Annotated in this window: 15 protein-coding genes and 1 pseudogene; 10 read left to right on the forward strand and 6 right to left on the reverse strand. The window is 67.8% G+C overall.

All coding sequences use genetic code 11. From position 1 onward, the window contains the following. Positions 1-6: 6 nt before the first annotated feature. Both QQY66_RS38680 and QQY66_RS38685 read right to left on the reverse strand, forming a co-directional pair. Positions 7-760: pseudogene (locus tag QQY66_RS38680) on the reverse strand (alpha-glucuronidase); the annotation flags it as partial. 35 nt (positions 761-795) lie between these two features. After that, positions 796-4,602, reverse strand: a complete 3,807-nt coding sequence (locus QQY66_RS38685) for a GH92 family glycosyl hydrolase (protein WP_301985035.1) — start codon at positions 4,600-4,602, stop codon at positions 796-798. A 405-nt stretch (positions 4,603-5,007) separates the two neighbouring features. Here QQY66_RS38685 and ngcE point away from each other — a divergent pair, with 405 nt between their 5' ends. The 3 genes from ngcE to QQY66_RS38700 are packed head-to-tail and all read left to right on the forward strand — an operon-like array spanning position 5,008 to position 8,408. Then, positions 5,008-6,495, forward strand: coding sequence for an N-acetylglucosamine/diacetylchitobiose ABC transporter substrate-binding protein (ngcE, locus tag QQY66_RS38690; protein WP_301985036.1), 1,488 nt, complete (start codon positions 5,008-5,010; stop codon positions 6,493-6,495). A 58-nt stretch (positions 6,496-6,553) separates the two neighbouring features. Then, entirely contained in the window at positions 6,554-7,480 is a 927-nt protein-coding gene (locus QQY66_RS38695; RefSeq protein WP_301985037.1) for a carbohydrate ABC transporter permease, read from the forward strand. A 4-nt stretch (positions 7,481-7,484) separates the two neighbouring features. Then, on the forward strand, positions 7,485-8,408 hold the full coding sequence (locus QQY66_RS38700; RefSeq protein WP_301985038.1) for a carbohydrate ABC transporter permease: 924 nt from the start codon (positions 7,485-7,487) through the stop codon (positions 8,406-8,408). An 18-nt stretch (positions 8,409-8,426) separates the two neighbouring features. Here the strand turns inward: QQY66_RS38700 and QQY66_RS38705 are convergent, their stop codons facing one another. Together QQY66_RS38705 and QQY66_RS38710 are read right to left on the reverse strand one after the other, a co-directional pair. Continuing rightward, positions 8,427-8,831, reverse strand: a complete 405-nt coding sequence (locus tag QQY66_RS38705) for a type II toxin-antitoxin system VapC family toxin (protein WP_301985039.1) — start codon at positions 8,829-8,831, stop codon at positions 8,427-8,429. Then, positions 8,828-9,061 carry an antitoxin gene (locus QQY66_RS38710; protein ID WP_301985040.1) on the reverse strand — a complete coding sequence of 78 codons (234 nt, stop codon included), beginning with the start codon at positions 9,059-9,061 and terminating at the stop codon, positions 8,828-8,830. Before QQY66_RS38710 ends, QQY66_RS38705 begins: the two co-directional genes overlap by 4 nt. A gap of 224 nt (positions 9,062-9,285) precedes the next feature. On the opposite strand from QQY66_RS38710, the gene QQY66_RS38715 reads away from it, so the two are divergent. The 7 genes from QQY66_RS38715 (at position 9,286) to QQY66_RS38745 (ending at position 18,269) form a co-directional block, all read left to right on the forward strand. Continuing rightward, on the forward strand, positions 9,286-10,485 hold the full coding sequence (locus QQY66_RS38715) for an ROK family transcriptional regulator (RefSeq protein ID WP_301985041.1): 1,200 nt from the start codon (positions 9,286-9,288) through the stop codon (positions 10,483-10,485). 133 nt (positions 10,486-10,618) lie between these two features. Continuing rightward, on the forward strand, positions 10,619-11,716 hold the full coding sequence (locus tag QQY66_RS38720) for a substrate-binding domain-containing protein (RefSeq protein WP_301987637.1): 1,098 nt from the start codon (positions 10,619-10,621) through the stop codon (positions 11,714-11,716). A gap of 196 nt (positions 11,717-11,912) precedes the next feature. Next, entirely contained in the window at positions 11,913-12,704 is a 792-nt protein-coding gene (locus tag QQY66_RS38725) for an ATP-binding cassette domain-containing protein (RefSeq protein ID WP_301985042.1), read from the forward strand. Beyond that, positions 12,701-13,996 carry a sugar ABC transporter permease gene (locus QQY66_RS38730; protein ID WP_301985043.1) on the forward strand — a complete coding sequence of 432 codons (1,296 nt, stop codon included), beginning with the start codon at positions 12,701-12,703 and terminating at the stop codon, positions 13,994-13,996. Before QQY66_RS38725 ends, QQY66_RS38730 begins: the two co-directional genes overlap by 4 nt. A 272-nt stretch (positions 13,997-14,268) precedes the next feature. After that, positions 14,269-16,188: a 1-deoxy-D-xylulose-5-phosphate synthase gene (dxs, locus tag QQY66_RS38735; protein ID WP_301985044.1), complete on the forward strand. Its 1,920-nt coding sequence runs from the start codon at positions 14,269-14,271 to the stop codon at positions 16,186-16,188. A gap of 148 nt (positions 16,189-16,336) precedes the next feature. Continuing rightward, complete coding sequence (locus tag QQY66_RS38740) at positions 16,337-17,863, forward strand: amino acid permease (protein WP_301985045.1); 1,527 nt, start codon at positions 16,337-16,339, stop codon at positions 17,861-17,863. 100 nt (positions 17,864-17,963) lie between these two features. Then, positions 17,964-18,269, forward strand: coding sequence for a hypothetical protein (locus QQY66_RS38745; RefSeq protein WP_301985046.1), 306 nt, complete (start codon positions 17,964-17,966; stop codon positions 18,267-18,269). On the opposite strand, the gene QQY66_RS38750 is transcribed toward QQY66_RS38745, so the two are convergent. Beyond that, a complete protein-coding gene (locus QQY66_RS38750; RefSeq protein ID WP_301985047.1) occupies positions 18,238-18,612 on the reverse strand; it encodes an NTP pyrophosphohydrolase in 375 nt (124 codons plus the stop codon). The genes QQY66_RS38745 and QQY66_RS38750 overlap by 32 nt on opposite strands. A 342-nt stretch (positions 18,613-18,954) precedes the next feature. Beyond that, a complete protein-coding gene (locus QQY66_RS38755) occupies positions 18,955-19,896 on the reverse strand; it encodes an NAD(P)-dependent oxidoreductase (protein WP_367667028.1) in 942 nt (313 codons plus the stop codon). Positions 19,897-19,927 lie beyond the last annotated feature (31 nt).

A 19,927-nucleotide genomic window follows, 5' to 3' on the forward strand; every position in this document is an offset into this window, starting at 1 on the left:
CCACTCCCGTACCCGCGCGTCCAGCGGATCGGCCGTCTCCAGACCCCCGAGCACGATCGGCGCGGCGAAGGTCACCGACAGATGCGTCCTGATCCCGTACGGCCGCAACGCGTCGGCCAGAGCGGCGACTTCACCGATCCGGTCGGTCGGCAGACGCGCCTCGGTCCTGTGCACATTGACGTTGCTCACGGCCACGGCGTTGATCCCGCAGGCCGCGAGCAGCCTGCCGTACGCCCGCACCCGCTCCAGTTCTCCGCGCGCCCGCCCGTCCTCCCAGAACAGCGACCCACCGGAGTAACCGCGTTCTACCTGGCCCATCACCGGGTGCACCGCCACGTTGTCCCAGTGGTCCAGCATGCGCAGCGCGAGGGACGGACGGTGTACCTCGCGGGCGCGGTCGCCGCTGAAGGCGGCCTCGCCGAGCCGTACGACGTGGAAGAGGCCGTACAGCAACCCGGACTGCCCGGACGCGGAAACGGTCGTGCAACCGTTCTCGCGCCCGCAGACGAACTCCTCGTCTCCGAGCCCCGGCCTCAACTCGAGGACGAGGTCGTACGACATGCCCGCGCCCGGCCCGGGATCGCGGTCCACGCGACCTCCGAACCGGGCGCAGGCGTCCGCCACTTCAGCCGTGCACCGTCTCCGCCAGGAGACCCGATCCGCGGATCAGGGTCCGCCGGGTGCCGAGCGGCCGGAAGGCGGCCGGTGGCAGCCAGGCCGGGTCGACACCCTCGGCGAGGACGGGCACGGGCAGCGGCACGAGACCTCAACTCCTCGATTCCTCGACTGCTCGGCTCAGGCGAGGAGTTCGACCTCCGAGACGGTCGCCTCGCCGTTCAGGACCAGGCGGTACCTCTCGTACGTACCCGGCCGCCCCACGGAGAACGCGCGCGTCTGCTTGTCCCAGGTGAAGGACTCACCCGACCGCTGGTCGAGCGTGCGCCACTTCGTCCCGTCCGAGGAGCCCTGGAGCGTCCAGCCGGTGGGCGCCTTCGTCCGGTCCGACGAGGTCAGCGTGTACTGGACGGCCTTCGCGCCCGCGGAGACCGGCAGGTCCACAGAGGTCACCGTCGCCTGGGTCGCCGACGTGTTGTCGAACAGGGCGCCCTCACCCTTCAGCACGTCCGCACGCGGCGTCGGCACCTCGTCGTCCTGGGTGATCGACGGGGGCGCCGCGTTCTTCCCGGAACCCCACGCCGACGGCCTCGGCCCCATGTCGAACTCCAGGACACCGCCCTTGGCGATCAGCGAATGCGGCAGCGAAGTCGACTTCCACATACGCCCGTTGACCTTCAGCCCGTGCACGTACACGTTCTTCGCGCTGTTCTTCGGCGCCTTGACGACCAGGTCCCGGCCGTTCTCCAGATGGACCGTCGCCTTGGTGAACAGCGGGGAGCCGATGGCGTATTCGCCGCTGCCCATCACCAGCGGGTAGAAGCCGAGCGCGGAGAACAGGAACCAGGCCGACTGCTCGCCGTTGTCCTCGTCGCCGTGGTAGCCCTGGCCGATCTCGCTGCCGACGTAGAGGCGGGACAGCACCTCACGGACGTTCTTCTGCGTCTTCCACGGCTGCCCGGCCGCGTCGTACATGTAGAGGGCGTGGTGGGCGACCTGGTTGGAGTGCCCGTACATGCCCATCCGGACGTCCCGCGCCTCCGTCATCTCGTGGATGACACCGGGGTACGAGCCGACGAACTCGGGCGAGGCCGTCTCGGGGGTGGCGAGGTACTCGTCGAGCTTGTCCCCGAGGCCGCCGCGGCCGCCGTAGAGGTTGACGAGACCGCGGGAGTCCTGCGGGGCCGTGAAGGCGTAACCCCAGCCGTTGGTCTCGGTGTAGTCATGGCCCCACACCCTCGGGTCGTACTTCGACGACTCGACCCGCCAGTCGCCCTTGGCGTCGCGGCCCTGGAAGAAACCGGCTTCGGAATCAAAGAGATTCACATAGTCCTGGGCGCGGTTGAGGAAGTACTCCGACTCCTCCTTGTACCGCTTTTCGCCCGTTTTCTCATAAAGCTTCCGGCCCATCCGAGCGATGCCGTAGTCGTTGAGACAGCCCTCCAGCGCCCACGACAGACCCTCGTGCGTCTCGGTGCTCGTGTAGCCGAGGAACGGCGAGGTGGTCATGCCCTTGCGGCCCACGCCCGACGAGGGCGGTACCACCGTGGCGTTCTTCACGGCCGCGTCGTACGCCGACTTCGCGTCGAAGCCGACGCCCTTGACGTACGCGTCCGCGAAGGCCACGTCCGACGAGGTGCCGGTCATCAGGTCCGCGTACCCGGGCGATGACCAGCGGGAGGTCCAGCCACCGTCCTTGTACTGCTGCACGAACCCGTCGACCATCTCACCCGCCTGTCCGGGCGTGAGGAGCGAGTAGGCCGGCCAGGTCGTCCGATACGTGTCCCAGAAACCGTTGTTGACATACACCTTGCCGTCCACGATTTTCGCGCCGGTGTGCGTCGGGGTGTCCGGGCCCGGCATCGGCGAGAACGGGGAGGCGTACCGGTACTTCGAACCGACCTTCTCGAAGCCGGAGTTGGGGTACAGGTACAGCCGGTACAGGCTGGAGTACAGCGTGGTCAGCTGGTCCGGTGTGGCGCCCTCGACCTCGACCTTGCCGAGCAGCCTGTCCCACTGCCGCTGCGCCTTCGTCTTCACGGCGTCGAAGGACGTGCCGTCCGGGATCTCCTGGCGCAGGTTGTCCTTCGCCTGGTCGACGCTGATCAGGGAGGTGGCGATCCGCAGGGTCACGGTCCGGTCCTCGCCGGGCTGGAACCGCAGATGGCCCTTGACCCCGCTCGACGTCCCCTCCGTTGCGGGAGCGTCGAACACCCCGTAGACGAACAGCCGGGTCGCGCCCGTCGACAGCCCCGACTTCACGTCGGAGTAACCGGTGAAGGTGCCGTTCTCCTTGTCGAGCGTCAGGCCCGCCTGGTCGGTGACGTTGTCGAACAGGACGCTCGCGTCGTCGCCGGGATAGGTGAAGCGCATGACCGCCGCATGGTCGGTCGGCGCCATCTCCGCCTTGAGACCGTTCTCGAAACGCACCCCGTAGTAGTACGGCCGCGCCGTCTCGTTCTCGTGCCGGAAGGCCAGCTCCCGTGCCTCACGGCCGTTGTCGGGCGTGCCGGACGCGGCGGACGGCATCACCTGGAAGGTCTGCCGGTCGCCCATCCAGGGGCTGGGCTCATGGCTCGCGCTGAACGCCTGGATCGTCGGCAGGTTGTCGGCGTTGTTCCCGCGCGCATAGTCGTAGAGCCAGCTCAGCGAACCCGCGTTGGTTACCGGCGTCCAGAAGTTGAACCCGTGCGGCACAGCCGTCGCGGGGAAGTTGTTGCCGCGTGAGAAGCCACCGCTGGAGTTGGTGCCGCGGGTCGTCACCGCATAGTCCGACAGGTGCGCCTTCGGCTTCTCCCGCGGTGCCGCTTTCAGTGCCACGTCATCGAGCCAGCCCCGGAACTTCGCCGGCCCCGTGGGGGAGTCGTACGCCACCAGGATCCGGTCCACGGTCTTCCCGGCCGCGACCGACCCGATCCGCGAGGCCACGTTGTTCCACTGGTTCACATAGAGGATCTTGGCCGCGCCCTGTCCCTGCGGCGTCAGCGCGAACCCGTGCTGGTCGGTCGCCTTGAGATCGCTCAGATACGTCCCGTCCGTGAAAGCGAGATCGACGGAAACGTTGGTGGCGTCGTAGTCCCGGTCGCCGTCCGCCATGGAGGGGAAGATCCGGTACGACAGTTGCGTATCGCGCCCGACGGCCACATTGACGTCGAAGACCTTGTTGTACGAGTACGCCTGCCCGTCGGCGGTGTGCCGCCCGGCGTAGCGCAGCGCCCGCTTGCCCGTGAAGCCCGCGCCCGCCTTCGCGGTCGGCGAGCCGCTCGGGCCGCGGTCGACCAGCGAGAGCATGTCCTGCGGGATCGGGTCGCCACCGCCGCCCTCGGAGAACTGCACGTCGGCGAGTTGCAGGGCGTCGGAGGCGCCGTTGTTCCTGGTCACGTCGAGCCGGAAGTGCCGGTACTCGGCGGCATTGGCTTCCGGGATGTCGTACGTCTTCGTCTGGAACCGCTCGGCGAAGGTCTCGCCGGTGCGGGTGTCCAGGGGCGTCCAGTTCGTGCCGTCCGTGGAGCCCTTCAGGGTCCAGTCCAGCGGGTTGCGTTCGTCGTGGTCGTTGGCCGACGTCAGCGCGTAGGTGACCACCTTGACCGGCGCGTCCAGATCGAACTCCGCCCAGCCGGTGGGCGCGAAGGTCAGCCACTTGCTGCTCGGCTCGCCGTCGACGAGGTTCTCCTTCACCTCGCCGGCGCCGGTGTTCTCCCCGCTGGCCCGGACGTCCGTGACATGGTCGGTCACATTGCCCGGAATGCCGCTGCTGTACCCGCCGTCGACACCGAAGGCACGCTTGCTGCCGTCCGGTGCGGTGTCGACGGTGTTCAGCCAGTCGGGCGCCGGGTCCTCCGCCTCGAACGACGAGGCGAACTCCCGGTCGGCGGCGGCCACCTCGCCCGGCAGCGCGACCGCCACCCCCTGCGAGCCCACCGCCAAAGCGAAGGCGGTCGCCATCACGACCGCCGAACCCCATCTGTGCCGACTTCTGCGTTGCATGAGCAAGCACCCTCCCTGCACACTGGACAACGTTGTCAACCTCGGTGCGCAAGGACCAGTAGTGGCGCAAGTGGCCAGCTCTGTCAAGGGTGTTGGTTGGGGCATTCGGGGGCAATCCCGAGAATTTATCCGGCGAGGAACGCGCAGGCCGCTCATATTTCCGCGAGGTCTCAACTCGGAAAAGACCAACAGCCAACCTTGCATTCGATCTTGCTCCGCTGGCGGGAAGTGGACTATACCTGTCGGCAATTCACTCGATCCGAACGCACAGATCCGCACGTCCGATCCGCATGATCGATCCGCATGATCGATTCGCACGTCCTGCACAACCCTGCTTGACCTGACCGCGGTGCCGGGGAGGTTCCGGTTCACCGCCTGAGTCCTGGAGAAGGCGAGGACTTGAGCATGGGATCCACTTCCGCCGAGAACACCGCGAACGCCGAGCACAGCACGCACCTGGCGAATACCGGCTCCGCAGGCGTCGGCCGCCGCCATCTGATCAAGCGGTCGGCCGCACTCGGTCTGATCTCCGTACCCACGATGAGTTTCCTGTCCGCGTGTGCCAGCGGCGGCGGGGGTGACGAGGAGAAGGCCGAAACGGGAGAGAAGACCGCGAAGAACCCGCTCGGCGTCAATGACACCGCGCAGATGGAATTCGTGCTGTTCGACGGCGGCTTCGGCAAGGAGTACGCCGAGGACGCCGTGAAGATCTACGAGACGAACTTCCCCAAGGCCAAGGTGAAGTTCTCCGCGACACAGAAGATCCAGTCCACGCTGCAGCCCCGCTTCAACCAGGGCACCCCGCCGGACCTCATCGACAACTCCGGTGCCGAGCAGATGGACATGGGCGTTCTCTCCAGCAAGAAGCAGCTCGCCGACCTCACTCCGCTGCTGGACGCCCCGTCGTACGACGACCCGAACAAGAAGGTCCGCGACACGCTGCGTCCGGGCATCGTGGAGATGGGCCAGTTGGACGGCGATCCGGTCTGGATCATGTACTACGCGTACACGGTGTACGGCGTCTGGTACTCCCAGAAGGCCCTGGACTCGCTCGACGAGCAGTACCCCGAAACCTGGGACCAGATGCTCGCGGTCTGCGAGAAAGCCAAGAAGAAGGGCATGGCGGGCTGGACGTATGCGGGCAAATACCCGTACTACCTCCCCTTCTCGCTCTACCCGATGATCGGCAAGGTGGGCGGGGTCGAGGTGCTCGACGCCATCGACAACCTGGAGCCGAACGCGTGGAAGCACCCGGCGGTCAAGGCATGCTTCGACGCCTATTACGAGCTCTACCAGAAGGGCTACGTCCTCAAGGGCACGCCGGGTCTGGACCACATCCAGTCGCAGACCGCGTGGGCTCAGGGCAAGGCGCTGTTCATCCCGAACGGCTCCTGGGTGGAGAACGAGTCGGCGAATGTCATCCCCAAGGACTTCGACCTCGCGGTCTCCGCTCCCACCGGAATCGACAGCTCCGACAAGCTGCCCTTCGGCACCATCTGGGCGTCCGGCGGTGAGCCCTTCATCGTCCCCGCCAAGGCGAAGAACGGCGCGGGCGGCATGGAGCAGCTGCGCATCATGCTGAGCGAGGCGTCCTCGAAGAACTTCACGTCCAAGGTCAAGTCGCTCACCGCCTACAACGGCGGTACCGACGGCATCACCCTCACCCCGGGCCTCAAGTCCGGTGTCGCCGCGCTGGACAAGGCCGGCGAGAACGTGGTGAATCCGCGTATGCAGGACTGGTATGTACAGCTGCAGAAGGAGCAGATTGGTGTGTCGGGCCTCGGTGAGATGATGGCCGGCCGGCTCACTCCGGCGGAGGCCATCAAGAAGATCCAGGGCTTCGCCGACGCGACCGCCAAGGACTCGTCGATCAAGCACTACAAGCATCAGTAGATCAGGTGAGGATCCGTCACCAGCGGCGGCACCCGCGCACAGAACGGGGTCGGTAGCAATGCAGCACGGCAAGTACCGGTTCATCGTGGGGTTCCTGGTGGTACCCCTGGGGCTGTACACGCTTTTCGTCGTCTGGCCGTTCATCCAGTCCATCTACTACTCGTTCACGGACTGGACGGGGCTGAGCCCCGAATTCAAGATGGTCGGCTTCGACAACTACGAAAGGATGCTGGACGACGACATCTTCTGGAAGTCGTTGCAGCACAGCCTGTTGTTCGCGTTGCTGCTGCCGCTGGTGACGATCAGCCTTGCACTGTTCTTCGCCTTCATGATCAACGTGGGCGGGCGGAAGAGGAGGGGCGGCCCGGTGATCACCGGTGTCCGCGGCTCCTCGTTCTACAAGATCGTCTATTTCTTCCCGCAGGTGCTGTCGATCGCGATCGTCGCCCTGTTGTTCGCCTTCGCGTACAACCCGGACAGCGGCGCGATCAACTCGATCCTGCGGGGGATGGGCCTGGACAGCGTCCAGCCGCTGTGGCTCGGCGACCCGAACCTCGCGCTGTGGGCCGTGATGGCGGTGCTGGTGTGGTCCACGGTCGGCTTCTTCGTGGTCCTCTTCTCCGCGGGTATGGCTTCGATCCCGGCGGATCTGTACGAGGCCGCGCTCCTCGACGGCGCCAACCGCAGCACCACGTTCTTCCGGATCACCCTGCCGCTGCTCTGGGACACCGTGCAGTCCGGCTGGGTCTACATGGGCATTCTCGCCCTGGGTGCCGAGTCGTTCGCGGTCGTACAGATCATGACGACCGGCCCCGGCGGTCCCGACTACTCGACCACCGTCATGGTCCTGTACGTGTATCAGAAGGCGTTCCGTGACGGGCAGGCCGCCTACGCCACGACCATCGGCGTCGCCCTGCTCGTCGTCACGCTGGCCTTCGCCGCCGTAGTGATGCGGCTGGGCCGGCGCGAGCGGCTGGAGTACTGATCAGATGAAGACGACCGAGACCTCCGCGCCCGGACCGACCGAGTCCGGTATGTCCGTGAGCAAGACCGGCGGCCCGGCCGCTGCGCCCCCGAAGGGGAAGAAGGAAGGCAGGGTCCTCAACGTCTTCTCCCACGGCGTCCTCGTCATCTGGGCGTTCATGGTGGTCATGCCGCTGCTGTGGGCGGTGATGACGTCCTTCAAGGACGACGCCTCCATCTTCGGCTCGCCCTGGTCGCTGCCGGACAAGCTGCACTTCGACAACTGGTCGCGGGCCTGGACCGAGGCCAACATGAGCGACTACTTCCTCAACACCATCCTGGTGGTGGGGGGTTCGCTCATCGGCACGCTGGTGCTGGGCTCGATGGCGGCCTATGTGCTGGCCCGCTTCGAGTTCCCGGGCAACCGCTTCATCTACTACCTGTTCATCGGCGGCATGAGTTTCCCGATCATGCTGGCGCTGGTCCCGCTGTTCTACGTCGTGAACAACATGGGCCTGCTGAACACGATCCACGGGCTGATCCTGGTCTACATCGCCTACTCGCTCCCGTTCACGGTCTTCTTCCTGACCGCGTTCTTCCGCACCCTGCCGAGCTCGGTGGCGGAGGCGGCCTTCGTGGACGGGGCCTCGCACTCCAGGACGTTCTTCCAGATCATGCTGCCGATGGCCAAGCCCGGCCTGGTCAGCGTGGGTATCTTCAACTTCCTGGGCCAGTGGAACCAGTACATGCTTCCCACGGTTCTCAACACCGACCCCGACAAGCGAGTCCTCACCCAGGGCCTGGTCCAACTCGCGGTCAGCCAGGGCTACAAGGGCGACTGGTCGGGTCTGTTCGCGGGCCTGGTGATGGCGATGCTGCCGGTGCTCGCGGCGTACATCGTCTTCCAGCGTCAGGTGGTGCAGGGGCTGACAGCGGGGGCGCTGAAGTAGGGGTGGGGCCCAGCGGCATCAGATGACCTCGACCGGGCAGCGTGCGGCCCCGCTGCGTTTGATCCTGGCGTCCGCTGTGACCAGGGTCGTGCCGAGCGCCTCGGCCAGGGCGGTATAGGGGGCGTCGTAGGGGGAGAGATTCGCCGACAGGATCCGTACGCGAGGCCAGAACGGGAGTGCGTCGTAACGGCGGATGGTGAGGGCCTGGTAGGTGTCCAAGGCTTCGTCCAAGGCCGGGCGTTCGAGCTTCGGGGTGCCGCTACGTGTGCCGCGCGCCATGCCGAACAGCGCCGATGCGATCTCGTAGTCGAGAAGACCGGGGGCGGCCAGGTCGTCCGTGGCGATCTTGTCGCGCACAGCTTCACCTCGGGAGCCCTTGTCGATGAGAGCGTGGACCAGGGCCGAGCAGTCGATGACGATCACGGCCGCCGCTCGCGTTCTGCCTCGACGAGGCCGGGGATGTCGGTGTCGGTGAGGTCGAGGCCGGCAGCACTGCGCATCCGTTCGGCGAGTTCCGCGTTGGTGGGGGTGGCCGCCTCGCGGGTGAGGAGTTCCAGGACGTATGCCTGGAGGCTCTGACCTGCTTGGGCGGCGCGCTCCTTGAGGGTGTTCAGGACGCTGTCGGGGACGTCGCGGGTCACGATCGAAGTCATGCGGTCATTCTATCTGCGGGTGCTAGCGTATCGCTAGCATTCATGCCCGTTACGGATACCGGGTCCGAGACTCCTCGATCCGCACGGCGGGCGCGGAGGCGGAGCGGGTTCCCCGATCCGGTTCAACCTCTTGACGGGAGGCGACCCGAACGGCTCAGCTTAGAGTTCACTAGTTGGACATAGACGGGGCCTCATCGAAGCGGTCCCGCGCGCAGGAGGTCGTCGTGGAGACTCCGGGGTCGCAGTCGTCGCTGCACCGAGCCAACCTGGAGCGGGTCGTCCGGGCCGTACGGCTGGCGGGCTCGCTCACGCAGGCGGAGATCGCGAGGACGACCGGCCTGTCCGCGGCGACGGTCTCCAACATCGTCCGGGAGCTCAAGGACGGCGGAACGGTCGAGGTCACGCCCACTTCGGCGGGCGGCCGCAGGGCCCGCAGCGTCTCCCTGAGCGGGGACGCCGGGATCGTGATCGGCGTGGACTTCGGGCATACGCATTTGCGCGTCGCGGTCGGGAATCTCGCCCATCAGGTGCTGGCCGAGGAGGCCGAGCCGCTCGATGTGGACGCCTCCGCCACGCAGAGCTTCGACCGGGCGGAAGAGCTGGTCAACCGGCTGATCGTGGCGACCGGAGTGGACCGCTCCAAGGTCGCGGGCGTGGGCCTGGGCGTGCCGGGGCCGATCGACGTCGAGTCGGGCACCCTGGGTTCCACCGCGATCCTGCCGGGCTGGACCGGCACCAAGCCCGCCGAGGAGCTGCGGGGGCGGCTCGGTGTGCCCGTCCATGTCGACAACGACGCCAACCTGGCCGCCCTCGGCGAGATGGTCTGGGGCAGCGGCCGGGGTGCGAAGGACCTGGCGTACATCAAGGTCGCCAGTGGTGTCGGCGCCGGCCTGGTCATCAACGGCAAGATCTACCGCGGCCCGGGTGGCACGGCTGGAGAAATCGGGCATATTACTCTTGATGAGTCCGGTCCTGTCTGCCGCTGCGGTAACCGGGGCTGCCTGGAGACCTTCACGGCCGCGCGCTATGTGCTCCCGCTCCTCCAGTCCAGCCACGGCACCGACCTGACCATGGAAGGCGTCGTACGACTGGCGCGGGACGGAGACCCGGGCTGCCGTCGGGTGATCGCCGACGTCGGCCGTCACATCGGCAGTGGAGTCGCCAACCTCTGCAATTTGCTCAACCCGAGCCGAGTGGTCCTCGGCGGTGATCTCGCCGAGGCCGGTGAGCTGGTGCTCGGGCCCATCAGGGAGTCGGTCGGCCGGTATGCGATCCCCAGTGCCGCACGACAACTCTCGGTGTTGCCAGGCGCACTCGGTGGTCGCGCGGAGGTCCTCGGAGCCCTTGCGCTGGCGCTCAGCGAGATGGGGGATTCAACCCTTTTGGACGGCTCGCTGACTGCCGCTGCCCCTGCCTTCACTTAGAGAACGGATGGCACCGTTGCCAACCCGTTAAGGATTTACTTCTTGACGTCGCACGGGTGGCCGAGTTGACTTCCAGCCACCTCGGCCGCAACGACGCGGCCTCGTCAGGGAGGTTTCTGAAGTGAACACGCGTATGCGTCGTGCCGCCGTTGCCATCGCCGCAAGTGCGATGGCTGTTTCCCTCGCCGCCTGTGGCAGCGCGAAGGAGGCCGACGGTGGCAGTGAGACCGCGGGTACCGCCGCCAAGGGCGACAACATCAAGGTCGGTCTCCTGCTCCCGGAGAACCAGACCGCGCGGTACGAGAAGTTCGACCGCCCCTTGATCGAGAAAAAGATCGGGGAGCTGACGAACAACAAGGCTGAGATCCAGTACAACAACGCCAAGCAGGACGCCAACCTGCAGGCGCAGCAGGTCGACACGATGATCACCAACAAGGTGGACGTGCTGATCCTGGACGCCGTGGACGCCAAGGCGATCAAGAACTCCGTGCAGAAGGCCGTCGAGGCCGGCATCAAGGTCGTCGCCTACGACCGCCTGGCCGAGGGCCCGATCAGCGCCTACACCTCCTTCGACAACGTGTCGGTCGGCAAGACCCAGGGCGAGGCCCTGCTCACGGCGCTGGGCGACAAGGCCAAGGACGGCCAGGTCGTCATGATGAACGGCTCCGTCACCGACCCGAACGCCGCCCAGTTCAAGGAGGGCGCGCACTCCGTCCTCGACGGCAAGGTGAACATCGGCAAGGAGTACGACACCAAGGAGTGGAAGCCGGAGAACGCCAACGCCAACATGGAGTCGGCGATCTCGGCGCTCGGCAAGGACAAGATCATCGGTGTCTACTCCGCCAACGACGGCATGGCGGGCGGCATCATCACCGCCCTGAAGTCGGCCGGCATCGATGTCCCGGTCACCGGCCAGGACGCCGAACTCGCCGCCGTCCAGCGCATCGTCACCGGCGACCAGTACATGAGCGTCTACAAGCCGTACGCCCCCGAGGCCGATGCCGCCGCCGAGATGGCTGTCGCGCTCGCCAAGGGCGAGTCCCTGGACTCCATCGCCAAGGACAAGGTCGACAGCGGCAGCGCCAAGGCTGTTCCGTCGGTTCTGGTCCCGGTCACCTCGTTGACCAAGGACAACATCAACGACACCGTCATCAAGGACGGCGTCTACACGATCGACGAGATCTGCACGGCCAAGTACAAGTCGGCCTGCGACAAGATCGGTCTGAAGTAAACAGCCGCAAGTCCCTGTGAACGTACGGGAATTCGGGAATCGTTGTCCGAACTCCCGTACCGGGACCGCCGCTCTCCAGGCTCCTCCGGCGCCCCGCATACACGCAGCCCCGCAAGCTCGTTGCGGGGCGCCGGACGGAACATCCCCCCAATCTTTCTTTCTGCACAACCTCCCGCCGGGTCAGGCGGCGAAGGAGATGGTTCACGTGTCCGCTACGCCCGTGCTGGCGTTGCGCGGGGTCTCCAAGCGATTCGGTGCCGTTCAGGCGCTCACCGACGTAGAGCTTGAGGTCCACGCCGGTGAGGTGGTCGCCCTCGTCGGCGACAACGGCGCCGGAAAATCCACGCTGGTCAAGACGATCGCCGGCGTGCACCCCATTGATGAGGGCGTCATCGAGTGGGACGGCAAGGCCGTATCGATCAACCGGCCGCACGACGCCCAGGCCCTGGGCATCGCGACGGTCTACCAGGACCTCGCGCTGTGCGACAACATCGACGTCGTCGGAAACCTGTTCCTCGGCCGTGAGCTGAGGAAGTGGGGCGTCCTCGACGAGGTCGAGATGGAGCGCCGCTCCCAGGAACTGCTGCAGACGCTGTCGATCCGCATCCCCAGCGTCCGTATCCCGATCGCCTCGCTCTCCGGCGGTCAGCGCCAGACCGTGGCCATCGCCCGGTCCATGCTCGGCGAGCCCAAGCTGGTCATTCTCGACGAGCCCACCGCGGCCCTCGGTGTCGAGCAGACCGCCCAGGTCCTCGACCTGGTCGAGCGGCTGCGGGAGCGCGGTCACGCGGTCATCCTCATCAGCCACAACATGGCCGATGTGAAGGCCGTGGCCGACAAGGTCGCCGTGCTGCGACTGGGCCGGAACAACGGCGTCTTCGAGGTCAAGACGACCTCGCAGGAGGAGATCATCTCCGCCATCACCGGCGCCACCGACAACGCCGTGACCCGCCGTGCGGCGCGCACGACCGGGGAGGTTCAAAAGTGAGCATCGACAAGACCTCCACGTCCCCGCAGGACGCGCACGCCGTCGAGAACCCCGAGGCCGCCGCGGCCGCGGTGACCGCGGTCGACCCGCGGCTCCTGGTGCGCGAGCGGGGCCTGGCCGGCTACCTCGGCGAGTTCAAGCGGAAGATGAAGGCGGGCGAGCTGGGCTCCCTGCCGGTCATCGTCGGCCTGGTCGTCATCTGCGTCGTCTTCCAGTCCCTCAACTCGGCGTTCCTGTCCGCACAGAACATCAGTGACATCACCGTCACGATGGTCGGCACGGGCATGATCTCCGTCGGCATCGTCTTCGTGCTGCTGCTCGGCGAGATCGACCTGTCGGTCGGCTCGGTCAGCGGCGCGGCCAGCGCCATCGCGGCCGTCCTCGCCGTCAATCAGGGCTGGCCGGAGTGGATGGCGGTGCTGTTCGCCGTCGCCGCGGGTGCGGCCATCGGCGCGGCACACGGCTTCTTCTTCGCGGTGCTCGGCGCTCCCGCCTTCGCCGTGACCCTGGCGGGTCTGCTGTTCTGGCTGGGCTTCATGCTCCAGACGCTGGGCGAGAACGGCACGATCAACCTCGACAGCGACGGCTTCATCGGCAATCTGACCACGTACTTCTTCAGCGACGTGGCCGCCGCGTACGGCCTCGCGATCGTGATGGTCGCCGTCTTCTTCATCACGTCCTTCCTGGGCAACCGGCGCCGGGAGGCGGCGGGCGTCCCGTCCCGGCCGCTCAGCGACACGCTCCTGCGGACGGTGCTGCTGGCCATCGTCTCCTTCGCCGCGGCGGCCATGTACAACCAGTACAAGGGTCTGCCGCTGGCCACGGTGATCTTCCTGGGCTTCCTGTTCCTGACCGACTTCGTGCTGCGCCGCACCTCGTACGGCCGCAAGATCTTCGCCCTCGGCGGCAGCGTGGAGGCGTCCCGCCGTGCGGGCATCAACGTCACCGCCGTACGGATCTCCGTGTTCGCGATCTCCGGTGGGTTCGCGGCCATCGGCGGTCTGTTCCTGGCCTCGAAGATCGCGTCCGCCAACCAGAGCGCGGGAACTGGTGACCTGCTGATGAACGCGATCGCCGCGGCGGTCATCGGCGGCACGAGTCTCTTCGGTGGGCGTGGACGTACGTGGAACGCGCTCCTCGGTGTGCTGGTGATCGTCTCCATCCAGTACGGGCTGCAGTTGGAGTCCATCGCCGAGCCGGTGAAGTACATGATCACCGCGGGTGTTCTGCTGACGACGGTGGTCATTGACTCGATCACCCGTCGGACGCAGAAGACGGCAGGTCGTGCCTAGACAGGTTGTTCGCGGGCTGTGGGCCGGCTGTGGCTGGTCGCGCCCACGCGGCGGAGCCGCATATTGACACAGCCCCGCGCCCCTGACGGGGCGCGACTGTTGCCCGGCATCTTCAGGTGCCGGGCAACAGTCATGTCGTAGGAACGCCACAACTTGGGTACAGCCGATCGCGTGACCTATGACGCACCGCCCGGGCATCGCCCGCCCAGGCGGAACATTAGACTCGACAGGCCCGGCAACAGCTCGATCAGCTCTACTGCAAGGAGGCACGGGTGCCGCTGCTGACCCGCATCAGGGGACCGCGCGATCTGGACCGGCTCAGCCTGGAGGAGCTGGCCCTGCTGGCAGAGGAGATCCGGACCTTCCTGGTCGAAGCCGTCTCCAAGACCGGCGGCCACCTCGGCCCGAACCTCGGCGTGGTCGAGCTCACCATCGCGCTGCACCGGGTCTTCGACTCACCCAAGGACAAGGTGCTCTGGGACACCGGCCACCAGTCCTATGTGCACAAGCTGCTCACCGGCCGCCAGGACTTCAGCAGGCTGAAGATGAAGGGCGGTCTGTCCGGCTACCCCTCGCAGGCCGAGTCCGAGCACGACGTCATCGAGAACTCGCACGCCTCCACGGTCCTCGGCTGGGCCGACGGCCTCGCGAAAGCGAACGAGATCCGCAAACGCGACGACCACGTGGTCGCCGTGATTGGTGACGGCGCCCTGACCGGCGGCATGGCCTGGGAAGCCCTCAACAACATCGCCGAGGCCAAGGACCGCCCGCTCGTCATCGTCGTCAACGACAACGAGCGGTCGTACGCGCCCACCATCGGCGGTCTCGCCAACCACCTGGCCACGCTGCGGACGACCGACGGGTACGAGCGCTTCCTCACCCGGACGAAGGAGATCCTCGACCGCACGCCCGTCGTCGGCAGGCCGCTCTACGAGACCCTCCACGGCGCCAAGAAGGGCCTGAAGGACTTCATCGCGCCCCAGGGCATGTTCGAGGACCTCGGCCTGAAGTACGTCGGCCCGATCGACGGCCATGACATCGAGGCCCTGGAGTCGGCGCTGGCCCGCGCCAAGCGCTTCGGCGGCCCGGTCATCGTGCACTGCCTCACCGAGAAGGGCCGCGGCTACCAGCCCGCCCTCCAGGACGAGGCCGACCGCTTCCACGGCATCGGCCCCATCCACCCCGACACGGGCCTGCCGATCAAGGCGTCGGGCTCCGACTGGACCTCCGTCTTCGGTGAGGAGATGGTGCGGCTCGGCACGGAGCGCGAGGACATCGTGGCGATCACCGCGGCGATGCTCCAGCCGGTCGGCCTCAAGAAGTTCGCCGACACCTTCCCGGACCGGGTCTACGACGTCGGGATCGCCGAGCAGCACGGCGCCGTCTCCGCGGCGGGCCTGGCCACGGGCGGTCTGCATCCGGTGTTCGCGGTGTACGCCACATTCCTCAATCGTGCCTTCGACCAGGTCCTGATGGATGTCGCCCTCCACAAGTGCGGTGTGACTTTCGTACTGGACCGGGCCGGCGTCACCGGCACCGACGGCGCCTCCCACAACGGCATGTGGGACATGTCGATCCTCCAGGTCGTCCCCGGGCTGCGGCTGGCCGCCCCGCGCGACGCCGACCAGGTCCGCGCCCAGCTGCGCGAGGCCGTCGACGTGACCGACGCGCCGACCGTGGTCCGCTTCTCGAAGGGCGCCGTCGGCCCCGCCGTACCCGCCGTGGGCCGTGTCGGCGGCATGGACGTACTGCGCGAGCCGGGGACGCAGACGCCGGACGTGCTCCTCGTCTCGGTGGGCGCCCTAGCGCCGATGTGCCTGGAGATCGCCTCCCTGCTCGACAAGCAGGGCATCTCCACGACCGTAGTCGACCCGCGCTGGGTCAAGCCGGTCGACGAGGCCATGGCGCCCCTCGCCGAGCGGCACCGCGTGGTCGTCACCGTCGAGGACAACTCCCGCGTCGGCGGTGTCGGTTCGACGATCGCCCAGGCACTGCGCGACGCCGGCGTCGACGTCCCGCTGCGTGACTTCGGCATCCCGCCGCGCTTCCTCGACCACGCCTCCCGCAAGGAGGTCATGGCCGAGATCGGGCTGACCGCACCCGACATCGCCCGCCAGGTCACGGGACTGGTCTCCAAGCTGGACGGCCGGTTCGACCGTCCGGAGGCCACCGTGGAGCCCGCGCGCGACTAGCGCCTCACCTCGCGTCCGGATGGGCCGGTTTCACCACCGCGAAGGGTGGTGAAACCGGCCCATCCGTGTGAAACGAACCGCGCCGGGGCATACGCACCACGCCCCCTCTCGATCATGTCGAGGACGACACAGCGTGGGAGGTACGCCCGTGAGCAGCACCCTCTTCAGGACGAAGAAGGTCGAGCAGTCCATCCTCGATACCGAGGAACCCGAGCACGCGCTCAAGAAATCCTTGTCCGCGCTCGATCTGACGGTGTTCGGCGTCGGCGTCATCATCGGCACCGGAATCTTCGTCCTCACCGGTACGGTCGCCAAGAACAACGCCGGTCCCGCCGTCGCGCTGGCCTTCGTCACGGCCGGCGTCGTCTGCGCGCTCGCCGCGCTCTGCTACGCCGAGTTCGCCTCCACGGTCCCGGTGGCGGGCTCCGCGTACACGTTCTCGTACGCCTCCCTCGGCGAGCTGCCCGCCTGGATCATCGGCTGGGACCTGGTCCTGGAGTTCGCGCTCGGCACGGCGGTGGTGGCCGTCGGCTGGTCCGGCTACATCGCCTCGCTGATGGACAACGCGGGCTGGCAGCTGCCCGAGGCGCTCGGCACCAGAGACGGCGCCGACGGCTTCGGCTTCGACATCCTCGCCGCCGCGCTCGTCCTGCTGCTCACCGCCATCCTCGTGGTCGGCACCAAGCTCTCCGCCCGGGTCACCTCGCTCGTCGTCGCCATCAAGGTGACGGTGGTGCTGACCGTGATCATCGCGGGCGCCTTCTTCATCGACGGCGACAACTACGACCCGTTCATCCCGAAGGCGCAGGCCGTGGAGGCGGGGGATAACCTGCAAGCCCCGCTCATCCAGCTGATGTTCGGCTGGGCGCCCTCCAACTTCGGCACGATGGGCATCTTCACCGCCGCCTCCGTCGTCTTCTTCGCCTTCATCGGCTTCGACGTCGTCGCCACGGCCGCCGAGGAGACCAAGAACCCACAGCGCGACATGCCCCGCGGCATCCTCGGCTCGCTCCTCATCTGCACGGCCCTGTATGTCGCCGTGTCGATCGTCGTGACCGGCATGCAGCACTACACCGAGCTGTCCATCACCGCCCCGCTCGCCGACGCCTTCAAGGCCACCGGGCATCCCTGGTACGCGGGCTTCATCAGCTTCGGCGCCGCGGTCGGCCTGACGACGGTCTGCATGATCCTGCTGCTCGGCCAGACCCGGGTCTTCTTCGCGATGAGCCGTGACGGACTGCTGCCGCGCTTCTTCTCCCACGTCCATCCGCGGTTCAAGACCCCGCACCGGCCGACCATCCTGCTCGGCGTGCTCATCGCGATCCTCGCCGGCTTCACCCCCCTCAGCGAACTGGCGGAGCTGGTGAACATCGGCACGCTGTTCGCCTTCGTGGTCGTCGCGATCGGTGTGATCATCCTGCGGCGCAGCCGCCCCGACCTGCACCGGGCCTTCCGCACCCCATGGGTGCCGTTCATCCCGATCCTGTCCGTGTGCGCCTCGCTGTGGCTGATGCTCAACCTGCCCGCCGAGACCTGGGTCCGCTTCGCCGTCTGGATGGCCGCCGGCTTCGTCGTGTACTTCGTCTACGGCCGCTCTCACAGCCGTCTCGGACGGCACGAGGAGACGGCTGTCAGCGATGTGCTGAAGCCGCCGAAGCCCGGCGACGCCCAGTAGCCGACCGAGCCACCGATCCGGCCCCGCAGGCCCGCTCCGGCGGAGACCGCGGGGTCGTAGGCTCGCCGGACACGCACCCGACCGGAACGGCGAGCCATCAGTGATCCGAGACCTGTACAACGTGCGGTACACGGGAGGCGAAGGGTCCACCCCGCTCACCGACGAGGAGGAACAGCGCACCAGATCCGCCCTGTTCCACGAACTCGGCAACCAGATCGCCGAACGCGGCTGGACCCGCTTCCCCGCCTACACCCCGCAGGAGCGCCGCCGTCTGGTCGACGTGGCCCAGCGACTCACCGCCCACTGGGGGCAGCGGGTGACGGTGGAGGCCGAGGACCAGTGCGGGATGCGGCTGTCGTTGGCCGGGTACGGGATCACCGGCGGCGGATCGACCGCGGGCCGGTGACCTCGGCTCCCAACTCCGTCACCCGGCGCCGAAGTTCACGGTCGGCCGTGACGACGAGACAGTCCCGGCCGCCCGCCCGCGCGACCAGCTCGACCGTGTGGTCGTCCCCGCTCCCGCTCGCCCCCTCGACCCGTACGCCGGGCACGGATTCGACCCCCCGAGCGGCCCCCTCGACCACGAGCACGATCTCCACGGGCCCGGGATGCCCCGGTACCCCGTCGGCAGCCAGCACATCCCGCAACCGCGCCGCGGCCCCACGCCGATCCCGCCACCACCCATCGGGAACCGACCCGACGACATTGGCGCCGTCGACGATGAGGAGCAGCGGGGATACGTCATCCATGGGTCCAGGGTCGCACGCGAGCGCCGCCACCTCCGCTGAGCTGCGGGCGTGCGGCGGGGGCGGTGCCCACCGAGCTGGCAGCAGGCCGCCGTCGAGTCAGGTTGCGGGCATGGGTGCCGCGGAGCCGGCGCCCACCCAGCTGGCGGCAGGCAGCCGTCTGGTCAGGTTGCGGGCATGCGTGCCGCGGGGGCGGTGCCACCCAGCAGGCGGCAGGCCGCCGTCCAGTCCGTCCAGTCAGGCTGCGGGCATGCGTGCCGCCTGGGGCGGCACGGGTGGGCGCAGGCGGCACCCCGTCAGCGCCGGGCTGCGCGACGCACCCCTGTCCAGCCCCCACCCCGGCGCTCAGTCCTCCGACTTCTCGTCAAAGCTGGCGAAATACGCCGCCACCATGTCCTCGCCCCCATGCCCCTGCACAACCGCCCGCTCCAACCGCTCCGCACCGGCCGCCGCGCCATCCAGCCGCACCCCCCGCCGCTCACCCGCCTCGACGATTAGCCGCGCGTCCTTCGCCGCCGTCGTCACCGCGAACTGAGGGGGCGTCAGCCGGTCCTCCAGCACGAGCCCGGCCTTCGCCCGCAGGTACCCCATGTCGAGCGGCCCACCCGCGATGAGGTCGAAGAACCCCTGGGGATCCACCTCGAGCGCCTTGGCCAGCGCCAGCACCTCACCGGTGGCGTTGGTCGCGGCGATCACCCAGCTGTTGGCCACCAGCTTCAGCCGCGTCGCGGTACCCGCCGCCCCGTCCTCCCCGGTCCACACGGTGCGCGCACCGACCGCGTCGAACACCGGCGTCACGGTCTCCCGCCCCCGCTCCGGCCCGGCAGCGAGCACGGTGAGCTGCCCGGCCTCGGCGGGCTGCCGGGTGCCCAGCACGGGCGCGTCGTAGAACACCAGGTCGTGTCCCTGGGCGAACGCGGCCAGATCGGCGATCGATTCGAGACCGGCGGTGGTGGACTGCATCCAGACGGCGCCGGGACGCAGGCCGGGCGCGGCCTCGTCCATGACGTCCAGCGCGGCGGGACTGTCGTAGAGCATGGTCAGTACGACATCGGCGCCCCGGACGGCGTCGGCGGGCGTGTCGGCGATGTACGCGCCGTCGGCGGCGAGGGGCTCCGCCTTGGCGCGGGTGCGGTTCCAGGCCCGCACGGAGAGCCCGGACTTCGCGAGGTTACGGGCCATCGCGGCCCCCATGATCCCGGTGCCCAGGACGCTCACGGTCAGCTGGTCGGTCATCTGCGTCAACTTTCTGTGTCGCGGGTGTGCGGGAGTGCCGCGTCTGTACAACTTATGGGAAGGAGCCTGCCCGGTTTCGGCG

Source organism: Streptomyces sp. DG2A-72, from assembly GCF_030499575.1.
Classification (GTDB): Bacteria; Actinomycetota; Actinomycetes; order Streptomycetales; family Streptomycetaceae; genus Streptomyces.

Coding starts and splice junctions, on each gene's coding strand:
- QQY66_RS38720 (WP_301987637.1), top strand. CDS start 10,619: ATGCGTCGTGCCGCCGTTGCCATCGCCGCAAGTGCGATGGCTGTTTCC.
- QQY66_RS38695 (WP_301985037.1), top strand. CDS start 6,554: ATGCAGCACGGCAAGTACCGGTTCATCGTGGGGTTCCTGGTGGTACCC.
- QQY66_RS38750 (WP_301985047.1), bottom strand. CDS start 18,612: ATGGATGACGTATCCCCGCTGCTCCTCATCGTCGACGGCGCCAATGTC.
- QQY66_RS38685 (WP_301985035.1), bottom strand. CDS start 4,602: ATGCAACGCAGAAGTCGGCACAGATGGGGTTCGGCGGTCGTGATGGCG.
- QQY66_RS38725 (WP_301985042.1), top strand. CDS start 11,913: ATGGTTCACGTGTCCGCTACGCCCGTGCTGGCGTTGCGCGGGGTCTCC.
- ngcE (WP_301985036.1), top strand. CDS start 5,008: ATGGGATCCACTTCCGCCGAGAACACCGCGAACGCCGAGCACAGCACG.
- QQY66_RS38710 (WP_301985040.1), bottom strand. CDS start 9,061: ATGACTTCGATCGTGACCCGCGACGTCCCCGACAGCGTCCTGAACACC.
- QQY66_RS38700 (WP_301985038.1), top strand. CDS start 7,485: ATGAAGACGACCGAGACCTCCGCGCCCGGACCGACCGAGTCCGGTATG.